13 protein-coding genes and 1 pseudogene are annotated in these 13,571 nt (G+C 43.6%); 6 read left to right on the forward strand and 8 right to left on the reverse strand.

Features of this window, described 5'->3' with window-relative positions:
- Positions 1-106: 106 nt before the first annotated feature.
- From AC1DXF_RS20605 to AC1DXF_RS20615, 3 genes are all read right to left on the reverse strand, one after another.
- Positions 107-1,093 carry an acyltransferase family protein gene (locus AC1DXF_RS20605; RefSeq protein WP_477450586.1) on the reverse strand — a complete coding sequence of 329 codons (987 nt, stop codon included), beginning with the start codon at positions 1,091-1,093 and terminating at the stop codon, positions 107-109.
- A 70-nt stretch (positions 1,094-1,163) separates the two neighbouring features.
- Complete coding sequence (locus AC1DXF_RS20610; RefSeq protein WP_477450587.1) at positions 1,164-1,565, reverse strand: DUF7674 family protein; 402 nt, start codon at positions 1,563-1,565, stop codon at positions 1,164-1,166.
- A gap of 6 nt (positions 1,566-1,571) precedes the next feature.
- Entirely contained in the window at positions 1,572-2,540 is a 969-nt protein-coding gene (locus tag AC1DXF_RS20615) for an NAD-dependent epimerase/dehydratase family protein (protein ID WP_477450588.1), read from the reverse strand.
- 203 nt (positions 2,541-2,743) lie between these two features.
- Here AC1DXF_RS20615 and AC1DXF_RS20620 point away from each other — a divergent pair, with 203 nt between their 5' ends.
- The 3 genes from AC1DXF_RS20620 to AC1DXF_RS20630 all read left to right on the forward strand — a co-directional run bounded on the left by AC1DXF_RS20620 (position 2,744) and on the right by AC1DXF_RS20630 (position 6,517).
- A complete protein-coding gene (locus AC1DXF_RS20620) occupies positions 2,744-3,925 on the forward strand; it encodes a formimidoylglutamase (RefSeq protein ID WP_477450589.1) in 1,182 nt (393 codons plus the stop codon).
- 56 nt (positions 3,926-3,981) lie between these two features.
- Entirely contained in the window at positions 3,982-5,154 is a 1,173-nt protein-coding gene (locus tag AC1DXF_RS20625) for a redoxin domain-containing protein (protein ID WP_477450590.1), read from the forward strand.
- Positions 5,155-5,383: 229 nt separating this feature from the next.
- Complete coding sequence (locus AC1DXF_RS20630; RefSeq protein WP_477450591.1) at positions 5,384-6,517, forward strand: redoxin domain-containing protein; 1,134 nt, start codon at positions 5,384-5,386, stop codon at positions 6,515-6,517.
- Positions 6,518-6,613: 96 nt separating this feature from the next.
- Here AC1DXF_RS20630 and purD read toward each other — a convergent pair whose 3' ends face one another.
- Positions 6,614-7,888 carry a phosphoribosylamine--glycine ligase gene (purD, locus tag AC1DXF_RS20635; protein ID WP_477450592.1) on the reverse strand — a complete coding sequence of 425 codons (1,275 nt, stop codon included), beginning with the start codon at positions 7,886-7,888 and terminating at the stop codon, positions 6,614-6,616.
- Positions 7,889-8,168: 280 nt separating this feature from the next.
- On the opposite strand from purD, the gene AC1DXF_RS20640 reads away from it, so the two are divergent.
- Entirely contained in the window at positions 8,169-9,902 is a 1,734-nt protein-coding gene (locus AC1DXF_RS20640; RefSeq protein WP_477450593.1) for a discoidin domain-containing protein, read from the forward strand.
- A 73-nt stretch (positions 9,903-9,975) separates the two neighbouring features.
- Entirely contained in the window at positions 9,976-10,170 is a 195-nt protein-coding gene (locus tag AC1DXF_RS20645; RefSeq protein WP_477450594.1) for a hypothetical protein, read from the forward strand.
- 180 nt (positions 10,171-10,350) lie between these two features.
- On the opposite strand, the gene AC1DXF_RS20650 is transcribed toward AC1DXF_RS20645, so the two are convergent.
- The gene (locus tag AC1DXF_RS20650) at positions 10,351-10,830 is read right to left on the reverse strand and encodes an anthrone oxygenase family protein (RefSeq protein ID WP_477450595.1); all 480 of its coding nucleotides are present in this window, start codon (positions 10,828-10,830) and stop codon (positions 10,351-10,353) included.
- Between the two features lie 48 nt (positions 10,831-10,878).
- Entirely contained in the window at positions 10,879-11,685 is an 807-nt protein-coding gene (locus AC1DXF_RS20655) for a helix-turn-helix domain-containing protein (protein WP_477450596.1), read from the reverse strand.
- Between the two features lie 252 nt (positions 11,686-11,937).
- On the opposite strand from AC1DXF_RS20655, the gene AC1DXF_RS20660 reads away from it, so the two are divergent.
- Positions 11,938-12,186, forward strand: a complete 249-nt coding sequence (locus AC1DXF_RS20660; protein WP_477450598.1) for a 4a-hydroxytetrahydrobiopterin dehydratase — start codon at positions 11,938-11,940, stop codon at positions 12,184-12,186.
- 277 nt (positions 12,187-12,463) lie between these two features.
- On the opposite strand, the gene AC1DXF_RS20665 is transcribed toward AC1DXF_RS20660, so the two are convergent.
- The gene (locus tag AC1DXF_RS20665; RefSeq protein WP_477450599.1) at positions 12,464-13,072 is read right to left on the reverse strand and encodes a murein L,D-transpeptidase catalytic domain-containing protein; all 609 of its coding nucleotides are present in this window, start codon (positions 13,070-13,072) and stop codon (positions 12,464-12,466) included.
- Positions 13,073-13,391: 319 nt separating this feature from the next.
- Positions 13,392-13,571, reverse strand: a pseudogene (locus AC1DXF_RS20670) (IS110 family transposase); the annotation flags it as partial.

Raw genomic sequence — 13,571 nt, forward strand, 5'->3', positions numbered from 1 at the left:
TTAGTTCATTAGTGGATGGCGGTAAAATAACTAGCGTCAATTTGCGACCTTATTTAGAACCTAGCCTAATCAACTCAATCCAACCCAATCAACCACTCACTAAAATTCACTTTCCAAACTTCTTGCCATATTTAATAGCGGGCAATTCAATATACCGGTGCATTAGCCGGGAAACAAACACCAGGAATACCAATATCACCACATCAAAAACAATATTTAAAGCCAGGTTGGTTTGTATTACCGTGGTTTTCAAATGCCCTAACAAATAGATGCCAATGGGCACATGTATCAGGTAAAGCGAATAGGAAATATCGCCAAAGCGGCTAAGTAAATTACTTTTTAGCGGTTTAAAGTGGTTGATAACGATAAGCCCCCCGGTAATTAAGCAAAGGAAAATGTAAATAAAGGATTGATGGGTTGCATAAAAATCAACCGCTGTAAAGGCCAACAAGACAATATTAAACCATTTATAGGCAGGCTGATGCAGCAATTGGTATATGGCCACACCAAGGCTAAACAATGGCCACAGGTTTAAAAAGAACAACGGTCCCGATTCAAATCGTGGTAAAACGATACTCAACAGCGCCACTGCTATTAAAGCAATTACAAAATACTGCTTTTTAAAAAGAGCACACGCAAATACCGCCAGGTAAAACAGCACTTCGCATGATAACGTCCAGTACACCCAGTTAATGGTTTTTACTGCGGTGATGGGTGATGTGCTGAGTATAATTGTGGCTGCTATACCCGCAATACTTTTAGGGAGCACGGCTACGGAATTTACATGGGTTATCACCTTGAGTAATAAAACTATAACCGCGGTTATAATCAAACTGAACCAATAGGGCGGGAAAATGCGGAAGAAACGCCTTACAATAAATTCGGTTGGTTTTTTGGCGTGGTGCAGCGCTATAAGTATGCAGTAACCGCTTATGATAAAAAATATGGGTACCCCCAGGTGACCGTATTTGCAAAAATCGCGATACCAGTTATCAATTGGTGCTATAGGCTGATTAAGATGAAAAAAAACTACCCACGAAGCCGCCAGTATCCTCAGCAAATCTATCAGGTGGTTTCTTTTATCGGCTTGCATGTAAAAATGAATGGGCAAGATAACGATATTGTCTATGAATCAGTTTCGAAGCAAAACAGATTTGTTATAGTCATCTTTTCTTGTTTTTATATTTTTTTGCCTTGTGGGGCATCTGCTTTTGTTTTATTGCATCATAAGCTTCCAAAAGCTCTGTTCTTATTTGTTTTAGTTTGGCTGGAAAAAGCGAATACAAATCGTCATGGCTGTCGAATTTTAATTTTGCTGCCCAACTGATTGCTAAAGAATTTTCGACTTCAAATTCAACCATGTCTATACAATTATCAGCAAAATGAAAGCATTTTAAAGTGGTGGGCCTATCATTTGCATCAATTGCTTTTTGTGTATATCTCCTAAAACAACCTACTTGTAGCGAAACGAGGTTGTCATAGTCCTCGTCTAAAACTTCATCTTTTATTTCAGGAAATTTCGTTACGAGAGCTTCAATAAATTCGGCTTTTGTTTTTTTTGTCATGAATTATTATTGGCTTAACGTCCCGCAAATCTCCTTAATGCTTTCGCTTATCGGCTTAAATTCAATCCCAATTGCATTCTTAATTTTTGAATTATCAAACTCCCGTGTTACCGATGCCGCCTGCGCAGATGTTTTATCAATAGCCGGATCGCCACCGGTTAACGCGGCTATAACTGCCGCGCCGCGCCAGCCAATTTCCATAAGCCAGGGTTTGGCTAAAATGGCAGGCGGTTTAATCCCAAACCCCTTTGCTGCTTCAGCGGTTATGGATTGATAGCTTCTGTTTTCAGCGCTGATAATGTAGCGCTCAGCGGTAATATCACTGTTCATCAATGCCACCATGCATTTGGCCACATCCTCTACATCAACAAAGCCAATGGTGCCCGCAGTGTAAAATTTAAGGCCCTTACGTATAGTTTCAAATAAAGCACCGCTGCCTACTTTGCCCGCACTTGCCCCTATAATAAGCGATGGGTTTACAATTACTGCATCCAACCCCTCGGCCACGCCGCGCCATACTTCCATCTCGCTTTCCAGCTTGGATATGGCATAACCGTCATTTTCTGTTGATTGCTCCAGGTGGTGGTTTTCGGTGGTAAGCTCGCCTGGTTTGGCCACGCCAACAGCGGCTATCGAGCTTACGTGTACCATCCTGATGCCTTTTTCGGCACATAAATTAACCAGGTTGGCGGTGCCGGTGACATTGGTATTGATCATCGGTTTTTTATCGGCCGATTTTAACGATACCCATGCCGCGCAATGATAAACCTGGGTTACGCCATCCAAGGCATCCTCCAAAGCAAAAATATCCAGCAGATCTGCCTCAACCCATTCAATTTGCGATTGAAAAGGAGCAAGTAAAGCAGGTATGGTCGATGTAGCCCGTTTGGTACAACGAATGCTTGAACCCGATGTAACCAACAGCTTTGCCAGTTCGGCCCCGAGAAAACCTGTTGCGCCAGTAATTAGAATCATATGTGCGGATTTCAGATGTGCAAATATGTTCATAAATGTGCAGATTTCAGATGTGCAGATATGCAGATGAAGAATTTCGATTTATGAATGCCTGTTTGGTTTGCTAATCTTCAATTCTGTTAATTCATTAATTCTGAAAATTCGGGTTCAGACAAAAAATGTTCATCTGAAATCTGCACATTTGCACATCTGAAATTTGCATTATGTCCTTAGCTGATTTTTTTAAACCCATCGATCTAAAAAAGATCACTCCTAAAAAGGGCTACTATACCAGTCAGCTTGGCGATAAAATTGTACATTACTCTGTCGATTTTCCCGACCTGGAAGAGAAAACGGACATGGCCATCATCGGCGTTATGGACGATCGTAATGCTACCGATAACCAGGGCTGCGCCCTCGGCCCCGACTATATCCGCGAGAAACTTTACCAGCTTAATGAAGGGGGCTATAACCTAAAAATTGCTGACCTGGGCAATATCGTAGCCGGGGCATCGGTTACCGATACCTACTTTGCCCTTAAAACCGTGGTGTCCGAATTGGTTAAAAAAGATATTATCCCCATTATTTTAGGAGGGGGGCAGGATCTTACCTATGCCCAATATCTTGGCTACGAAGACCTTGAACAAAAGGTTGACCTGGTAGTTGTAGATGCCCGTTTTGACCTCGACGAGGATGAAACCCCGGCTGGTTTAGAAACTACTTCGCAATCATACCTCAACAAAATATTTTTGCACGAGCCCAATTACCTGTTCAATTTCAGCAACCTGGGTTATCAAACCTATTTCGCCAGCCAGGAAAGCCTGCGGGTGATGGATAAGCTTTACTTTGATGTACATCGCCTGGGCGAGCTGAGCGGTAATATTGCCGTAACCGAGCCCGCCATCCGCAACGCCAGTATGGTAAGCTTTGATGTTGGCGCCATCCGATCTGCCGATGCCGCGGGCAATGCTAATGCAACCCCCAATGGCTTTAACGGGCAGGAGGCCTGCCAGCTATGCCGCTACGCCGGTTTTAATGATAAGTTGAGCTCGATAGGCTTTTACGAGTTTAACCCGGCTTATGATAACAATGGCCAAACGGCTATGTTGCTGGCACAAATGATATGGTATTTTATTGATGGCTTTTATGGCCGTAAGCGCGATTTTCCGCTCAACCCCAAGTCGCAATACCTGATTTATAAAACCAGCTTAAAGCATGAAGACCAGGAGGTTGTATTTGTGAAAAGCAAAAAAACCGACAGGTGGTGGATGCAGGTGCCATACCCAACCGGCGGCTCAAAAAACGAACGCTTTCACCTGGTGCCCTGTAGCTATGCCGATTATAAAACAGCCACATCCGGCGAATTACCTGATCTTTGGTGGCGCACTTATCAAAAATTAAACTGATAATAGCAATTATAGCAGCATTTTAACGTTATCAATCCCTATAGTTTTTAACTCTGATGAAGAAAATATTTTTTTTAATTATAACCTTATTACCGGCGATTACATTTGCCCAAACTACCGACACCTTCACTATAAATGGCAAATTGGGTAACGTAGGTGCTCCGGCAAAAATTTATTTATCGTATCAATTAGGCGCCAACAGCGTTATTGATTCGGCCGATATTGTAAATGGTGTTTTTAGTTTCAAGGGTTCGATGCTTAACCCGGTTAATGCCACGCTGGTGGTTGATTACAAAGGCCTGGGGATAGAAAAGTTTTCGCAGCAATATAGCGACGGCCGGGCATTATCGAAAAATGCCGATAACCTTAATTTTTTTATTGATAAAGGTACGCTGACTATCGCCAGTAAAGATTCCGTTTCAAAAGCGCAGATTACCGGCTCGCAGCTTAACCTGGACAATATTAAACTACAGGCCCAGTTGAAAAGCATCAACCTGCGCGGCGAGCGTTTGATGGCCGAGGTTAAGGCCGCAACACCTGAACAGCAAAAATCGCCTGCGTTTCAAAGCGCTATACAAAGTAAGTATAAAGCATTGCAAACTTTACAAAGCTATACCTTAAAGAGCTTTATAACCGATAACCCCAACAGTTACCTAAGTTTGCTGGCTTTAAGCTCGGTAGGCGGCCCATCTCCCGATCCGGGCGAAATTGAGCCTTTGTACAACTCGCTTTCGGCCGATGTACGGAATACCGAAGCTGGTAAGGTGTTGAAAGCGCAGCTTGATGCCTTAAGGGTTACAGCGATAGGTGCAATAGCGCCCGATTTTGTTCAAAACGATGTAAATGGTACGCCTGTTAAGCTCTCATCTTTCAGAGGCAAATATGTTTTGCTTGATTTTTGGGCATCATGGTGTGGCCCCTGCCGCCAGGAAAACCCGAATGTAGTACGAAACTATAATAAGTATAAAACCAAAAACTTTACCATTGTTGGCGTGTCATTAGACAGGGCCGACAGTAAATCGGCATGGCTTGCGGCTATCAAAAGTGATGGATTGGACTGGACCCAGGTATCTGACCTTAAATACTGGAATAACGCTGCTGCGGCCCTTTACTCGGTAACTTCCATCCCACAAAATTACCTGATTGGCCCTGATGGAAAAATCATTGCCAAAAATCTGCGCGGCGAAGACCTTGATGCCAAGTTGGCCGAACTTTTTGGGAAGATATAGGGTGGTGAGGGGTGAATAGTGAGTGGTGAGTAGTGAGTGGTGAGTAGTGAGTGGTGAGTAGTGAGTGGTGAATAGTGAGTGGTTGATTGGGTTGGTTTGGCAAAATTCAAAAGTTGCTGAGTTGTTAATTGTTATTATTTGAGTAAGTACGACATAATGTAACTTTTTGTTGACTATAAGTATTATATAGTTTTTACATATTATATTGCAGTTTAAACTTTATCGCTTTATGAAAAAAATAATATTATTAGCATTAGCCTCGTTGCCTGCTATTGCTTATGCACAGGATAACAAATATGACATACAGGGTAAAATAGGTGATTTTAATGCGCCTGCCAAAATGTACCTGGAATATAGGTTCCCGAAGGGTAAACCCATTTATGATTCATGTACCGTGGTTAATGGTAAGTTCCATTTTGCGGGCTCGGTTGGCGCAGCACCGCTTAATGCTTATTTGTTGTTTAACTCCAAAGGCACAGGCACGGGAAAAGCCGATGGTTATCGTGCTATTTATCTTGAACCGGGTTTAATAAACATAAACGCAACTGATAAAATAGAAAACGCGACAGTTGACGGCCCTAAAACCAACCAGGAAAACGAGAAATATCAGCTGCTGCAAAAGCCCGTAAATGACGCTTACACCGCTTTGGAAGAAAAGCAGAAAGCAGCTACGGACGAGCAAAAGGCCTCGCCTGAATATATTAAAAAGGCGAAAGCCGACGAAAAAGCGATTGACGAGATGAGCGCGGCTATAGATAAAAAATTTATCCAGGAAAACCCTAACTCAATCATCAGCCTGAATGCCCTTGAATCATTGGCCTACAGTGCCGATTATGTAGATCTTAAACCTTTATATGATGCCCTAACGCCTGATGTTAAGAGCACCGCATCAGGCAAAGCGTTGGGCGAAAGGATGCCTAAACTTAAGGCCGTGGCATTGGGCGCAACCGCGCCGGAATTTGCAGAGGCTGATACCAGCGGAAAAGTCATCAACCTTTCTTCATTTCGCGGGCAATACGTTTTGATTGATTTTTGGGCGTCATGGTGCGGCCCCTGCCGCAGGGAAAACCCCAATGTGGTAAAAGCTTATAATCATTACAAAGGTCAAAAATTCACTATTTTGGGTGTATCGCTTGATAAACCAAACGCTAAAGACAAATGGTTGGCGGCTATTCACAAAGACGGCCTTACCTGGACACACGTTTCTGATCTTAAATTTTGGGATAGCAAAGCAGCCGGTTTATACGCCGTGCGCGGTATCCCCCAAAACTTTTTATTGGACCCCAACGGAAAAATAATTGCCAAAAACCTGCGCGGCGATGACCTTGAAGATAAGCTTGCCGAGATTTTTGGGAAGATATAGTTTGGTGAGTGGTTGATTGAGTTATATTAGGTTGATTAAGTTAGCCAGATAAAAACTTAATCAACCACTCACTCAATCAACCTAATCAACTGCTTTTTAAAGAAGATCAAATCCAATATCTTTCCTGAAGTACATGCCGTCGTAATAAATACGGCTGGCGTCGGCTGTGGCTTGTTGCAGGGCGTTAAACATGTTGTCCTGCAGGGTAGTTATAGCCAAAACGCGGCCGCCTGTGGTTATTACGTTTTCGCCATCGAGGCTGGTGCCTGCGTGGAATACGATACTGTCGCGCACATTTTCGGTGCCGGTTATTACTTTGTTTTTCAGGTATTCGCCGGGGTAGCCGCCTGCTACCATAACTACGGTGGCGGCAGTTTTTGGAGAAATAATTAATTCTTTTTCATTAAGGTTGCCTTCGGCTACGCCTTGCAGCAGGTCAACAAAATCGCTGTCGATGCGGCGCATTACGCTTTCGGTTTCGGGGTCGCCCATGCGGCAGTTGTATTCTATCACCCAGGGTTCGCCATCCTTATTCATCAGGCCGATGAAGATGAAGCCTTTATAAGGGATATTGTCCTTTTTTAAACCTTCGATAGTTGGGATAATAACTAAATCTTCTACCTTTTTAATATAAGCGGCATCAGCAAACGGTACCGGCGATATTGAGCCCATACCGCCTGTATTTAAGCCGGTATCGCCTTCGCCAATGCGTTTATAGTCTTTGGCTTCAGGGAGTATTTTGTAGTTGCTGCCATCGGTCATCACGAAGACAGATAGCTCGATGCCTTGCAGAAACTGTTCAATAACAACGCTTGAGCTGGCATCGCCAAATTTGGCTTCGGCCAGCATTTGGGTAAGCTCCAGTTGGGCTTCATCAAGCGACGTGCAGATAAGCACACCTTTGCCGGCAGCCAGGCCATCGGCTTTAAGTACAACGGGCAAACCGGCAGTGGCCAGGTAGGTAAGGCCATCCTGCAGGGTATCTTTAGTGAAAGTTTTGTAGGCAGCCGTAGGGATGTTATGCCTTTGCATAAACTGCTTGCTGAAATCCTTGCTACCCTCTAATTGGGCAGCTTCCTGTTGTGGGCCTATTACGGGTATATTTTTCAATTGCTCGTCGGCCAAAAAGAAATCATGAACGCCTTTTACAAGCGGCTCCTCGGGGCCTACCAGTACCAGGTTAATGGCTTGTTCCAATACCAGTGCCTTAATGCCCTCAAAATCGGTAACTTTAATGTTAACGTTGGTGCCGTACTGGTGAGTGCCGGCATTGCCGGGCGCTATAAAAAGCTTTTCACATTTAGGGCTTTGCGCAATTTTCCAGGCGAAGGCGCTTTCCCTTCCGCCCGAACCGAGGATCAGGATATTCATGGGGGCAAAGATAGTTTTTTTGGATGAGTAGTATATAGCGGTACTATTATGGGTGTTCGCTTTTTTGTGGGGTATACGGATGGCAACAGGTTTTGGTACCTGGCTCCTCCGGAAATGTACCTGATGGCTCCCCGTAAATGTCCCGTAACATACCGGTAAGTACCTTCTCCGGCACTCCCCAAAAAATTAATTTGTGTATTGCCAAAAATAAAATATTGCGATATATTTACTTTAAATAGCAGTCGCGCTACCTCGTGTTAATAACCTGCCAACCTTTATCATGAGAGTACTTTTGCGCATATTGCTTCTAATAATTGCTACTTTATTTGCAGGCTGCAACAAAGATGTAGTAGAAATAAGCACAAAATCTGCAATTACGTCCAACATTCAAAGCCTGAAAACATCGCTGGTAAATACCGATATTCCTGTTGTCAGTATTTCGGCATCATCAACCTACCCTGCGTGGGATGCATCAAATGCAATTGACAGTAATACTGCTACCAGCTGGAGTTCGGCCAGGCGTTTAAGTTCAAATGGTGCGGAGTTTGTTCAATTTTTTTTTAGCGGTGCCGTTGATATAAATTATGTGAAGCTGACGCCAAGGTATGGCAGCAATAATGCAGGCTTATGCTTCCCCTTAAATTTTACAATTTATTATTATACGGGCTCATCATGGGTGGCGGCAAAATCGTTCACTAATTTTGCCAATCCCCAAAAAAGCGACAACTACGATTTGCCGGTGATTATACCGCTGCCGGTTACCGTGCATACCAGCAGCCTAAAAATAGAAGCCACCAGGCTGCGCGCCGATGGCCCCAACTACTATTTTCAACTTGCCCAGGTTGCTGCGGGATTTGATGACGGCTTCGATCATTTTAAATGGACCGGCAATGATAACGCGGTCAGGCAAAACCGGATTAATAACGCCGGTTCGGACTCATTTAACCCGGGCCGCATTTTCAACTGGACACAAGACGACCGCGACCCCATTATCCGGGGCACAACCAACGCTATTAACTCTAATATATATGCGCCAAACATAGTTTATAATGGCGGCAACTGGAATATTTATTATGGAGGCTGGGACAATACATCAGTAAAAAACGACCGGATATTTACAACGGTTACTTATGACGATTTTTTAACTTTTGGCACACATACCTTAGTGATTGGCAATGGCGACAGGCGCCATGTAAATAACGAGACCGTACTTAAAAAACCCGACGGCAGCTGGCTGATGTATTATACATCGTTACCTCAAAATTCAGCTACCAATAAGCCCAGCTTTGCAACCTCGGCCGATGGCATTGCCTGGACCCCAAATACAGGCTCCGGAAATTCCCTTTTAAATATGGCCAATTACCCTGACTGGGCCACAGCCGATGTAAACGGATCAAATGTTGGTTACCTTGAAAACGGCATCTATCATTTGTATTTTAATGATTTTGCAACCAAGCATAGGGCGGTTCATCATGCGGTAAGTACCGACGGGGTAAATTTTAGCTACACCGGCTATGCGCTGGCCGAAAATGTTGTTGCGCAGGATGTTAAAGCTTTTACGTACAACAATACCACCTACTATTTAATGGGAATGCACCATAACCGGCAGGAATTAAGATACAGCCTAAGCAATAGCCTTACCAGTTTCCCGTCCAGCAGCTTTCTGCTGGGCAATTACAATGCAGCCGATTTATATATTGTGTCGATGGGGTTTGTAACCAACGCCAACAGGTTATATGGCATTATTTACGGCGCGGGCCCAAGCAGTGATCTGAGCCACAATTCGTTACACGCCAGGTGGCTCACAAAAAAAATAATTTTTATAAGCGACAGAACAAACGGCCGCTGGGGCGATATTGAAAAAGCACATGGGCCAAACCAGGTTGTACTATACATGAGTACCGAGATGGAAACCGGCCACTTTTATGTTTACGACACCGACGGCACCACGCTGCTGTATACCAGCCCGCAGGTTACCATGCGCTCGGGCGATGTGTGGACGTATAAGCCATAGTGGGGTTGGTGGTATGTTGCTTTTTTCCTTTTTTATGTTTATTTTGAGGACGACCTTTTTCACTGTCTTGCACATGAATATCATTATAGCCTTTATTTTTGCCAAAATAGGCTCGAAGCGCGTTATTGGAGGCTTCACCGGTTTTTTGCTTTGCTTATTTTTAGCGCCGGTAGGCTGGTATCTTGTTTTATCATCAAGGCGATTAGATAACCAGGAGTTAGATGCTGCATTGATAATAGAATTTAGCCCGGTGAAAAAGGACGTATAAAATGCCTTCGATCTCCTTTGGTTCTTCGTCTTAGCATGCTGCCTCAGGGTCCTTTTTCAAAGAGACCCTGAGGGAACATAATAAAGAAAAACTTCGGTGTCGGACATTTCCGTGCCCTCAGGTTCTTTCGGAGAGGAACCTGAGGGAGCATGCCTGTTGTATTGAACGGATGGAGCGTTGTTACTTATACCGAAGCAAATAAATTTTATGTAGCGACATAAAAGAGAAAAAGAGGCCGGCCAGTATAACTAAAGAACGCAGCCAGTTCATCCTGCTCCATTCTGCTACTGTTCTTTTAAGCAAATCAACATCAGTGAGTTGGGCAGTCTTAAACATAATGTCGTTGCGGGGATAGAAATAGGCAAAAGTAAATACATCGGCTAAAATGTATAAAACAAGCGCAGCCCCTAAACATAGCCGGATAGAAGGAGACGTTTTCCAAAAAAGTACAAGTACTACCAGGCCCAGCACCTGGTTCACCGGCGAAAATACCCTGAAAAAATTTCCGGGATTTACCGTCTTAAAATAGGCTCTTGTAATAGCAATGGAATGGGGAATATCACTTCCCCATGATTTTACATCAACCAGGGAAGTATACAGGTTTACAAACAGCAGGCCGCAGGCAATACTGATTGAGACAAATAAAATTATTGTTTTCATATTTTTTTTTCTGCAAAGATGGCTACCGGACGGGCCGCAGAATTGTATTTAACGGACATCTGTATAGATGTGCCCCTTTATTTTGCTCATGCTCCGCTTGTATTCGCCGGGTGTTATTGCTGCATAAGCTTTAAAAGTTTTGATAAAATGCGATTGGTCGGCGAAATGACTTTGAAAAGCAATTTCCGTCAACGATAATTCGCCCTGGTGAATTAAATCCACTGCGTGCAGGTATTTTTTATAAAGCAAAATTTCTTCGGTATTCATTCCCGTCGCATCAACAAGTTTCCTTGATAAATGACGGGGCGAATAACATAATGAATTTGCCAGTGCTGTTACAGACGCATCATGTTGATTGGGTGCGTAAATAAAATTGTTCATTAATTGTTCCCGGGGTTGCCAGGCAATCAAATTTGGCCTGAGCCAGGCCAGGAAAACAGATACCCGTGCATCAAAATCATTTTGCTCGGCAAGTTGGTGCCAAAGTGAGTTGAACGCCGGATTAAGCAGGGTTAAGTCGACTGTAATATTTAAAAACTCGCAGGCCGGCACCTTAAAAATCTCCTTTACGGCCAAAGGTTGAAACAGGACACCAAAAAAGACCTGTTGTTTGGGAAGATGAAGCTGTATTGGCGTGGTATTGAACCCGCTGATAAAGCAATTTGATAAATGATGTAATTTACTGCCAAGCCGGGCCGGGATAAACGAGCTGTCGCTAAAGTTGAAAATAACCTCTATTACGCCTTTAGGTATAATGTATTCCTTATGAAACAGGTGCAAGGTATCAACCTGCCAAACCGCATGGATGGCATCCTTAAAACAAGGTTCCTGGGGTATGTAATAGTTGTAGTTCAATTTTTAAGGAATTGATTATAAGTGCCCATTAAAAAATTGCCGCTAATGCAGGCAGCCAGCCAGCCGAAGATGTGGAATTTTAATTCCCTCGGCTTTGCCGGTTAATATAAAGAAACGAATTTTTATTTTTTGCTGCAAGAGGCTCAGCATGAATTGTTTGCGTTTTATCGGGTTCTCCCGGATTGATGCTTACCAGATATAAATAAAACACGATGCTACTTCGCCTGTTAAGCAAAAGGAGGTAAAATAAAAATGATGTGGCAGGAAATTGATAACAAGCTTTACAGGGCATTTAAATTTAAAGACTTTTCGGAAGCATTTTCTTTTATGACCCGCGTGGCCTTGCTGGCCGAATCGAATAATCATCACCCCACCTGGAAAAATGAATGGAATAAAGTTGAAATCTGGCTGTCGACCCATGATCAGGGAGGTATCGTTACCGAAAAGGATAGATCATTGGCTATGTCCATTGATGAATTATTGGAAGGCGTTTCGGTTTGAGGTTTTTTGTCTTGCGGGATTTTTTTGCAGGGAGAACCTATCGGAACGTCGGTGGTATTAAATAGTTATTGCCTGGCATGCAGCTAAGTGCCTTTGTCGAAAACATCCTGAAAGGACAACAAGCTCCTTTTTTTTAAAAGATATTCATTTCCGTGCCCTCAGGTTCTCTCAGAGAGGAACCTGAGGGAGGATACCTGTTGTATTGAAATAGTTCATCGCCTTGCATGCGGCCTCAGGGTCCTTTTTCAAAGAGACCCTGAGGGGACAAACTTCGCAACTAACTATATATCCACATCAGCATCCTTTTTTTTTGCTTTCTGATAAGCGCATCGACAATTTTCAGGGTGTTGTTTGATATGGCGGGGCAGCCCCAGCCTTCGGGCGTTCCGTTGGGATATACGTTGGTTTCGGAAACCTGGTCCCAGGAGTGGAATACAATTTGCCTGATCAATGCATTATTATTAGTGTTCTCCAATCCGGTTAAAAAGTATTTTACATGGATGCCCCAGGCGCTGTAGGCCCGGCCTTCAATCCGGTATTTGCCCAGGGCGGTACAATGGCTGCCATCACTGTTGCTGAAAACGGGTTTGTCCTTTGTCCACACGCCCGACCATGGTGCGCTGGCACAACCATGGCTTACCAGGCCGGTAATCATCGTATCGTTTTTACGAAAATCCCAAACCATAAAGCGCTTAACGCCCGAGTGCAGGCTCATATCTATCAAAATACAGTAGCGGGTATTGTAGCCTTTTTGTTTGCAAAAAGCAAGGCTTTGTTTGGCCTTTTGCCTGGTACGGTTAACGTCGATATGCGGGGCAGCGGCGTTAGCGGCTGCGGTTAACAGCAGCAACTGCAATAGGGCGAGGAATTTAAGATAAGGTTTCACCGGTAATTAATAAAGATTGTGATGATGTGAAACGCTTGAAAGCAGCGATTAGTATTGCGTAATACCGGTAATATTTTGTCCGCTTAGATTTCCGTGCCCTCAGGTTCTCTCGTAGAGGAACCTGAGGGAGGATGCTGTTGAATTGAAATAGTTCATCTCCTTGCAGGCAGCCTCAGGGTCCTTTTTCAAAGAGACCCTGAGGGGACACAAGCTATTCAACCCCGTAGGGGTATAACATTTGTAGAAAAGGTAGAAAAATAATGCTCCGTGCCGTATTCTAGGTTTACCATATTTCCAAATTTAATTTAAAATAAGCTTTTTAAGCTGATCTCTTATAGTTATCCACATACATTTCACCTCTTTTTACCAGAGAGAACATACGTAATATCAGCTTGAATTTTACATTATTCAGCACCAGTGAATAGTTTTTGCTTTGAAGTTTACGCTTTGCATAGGCGCTTATTTCCAGATCATGTGTGATGGCCGTTTTGGCTGCTTG

The sequence above is a fragment of the Mucilaginibacter sp. P2_A5 genome (genome assembly GCF_056404995.1).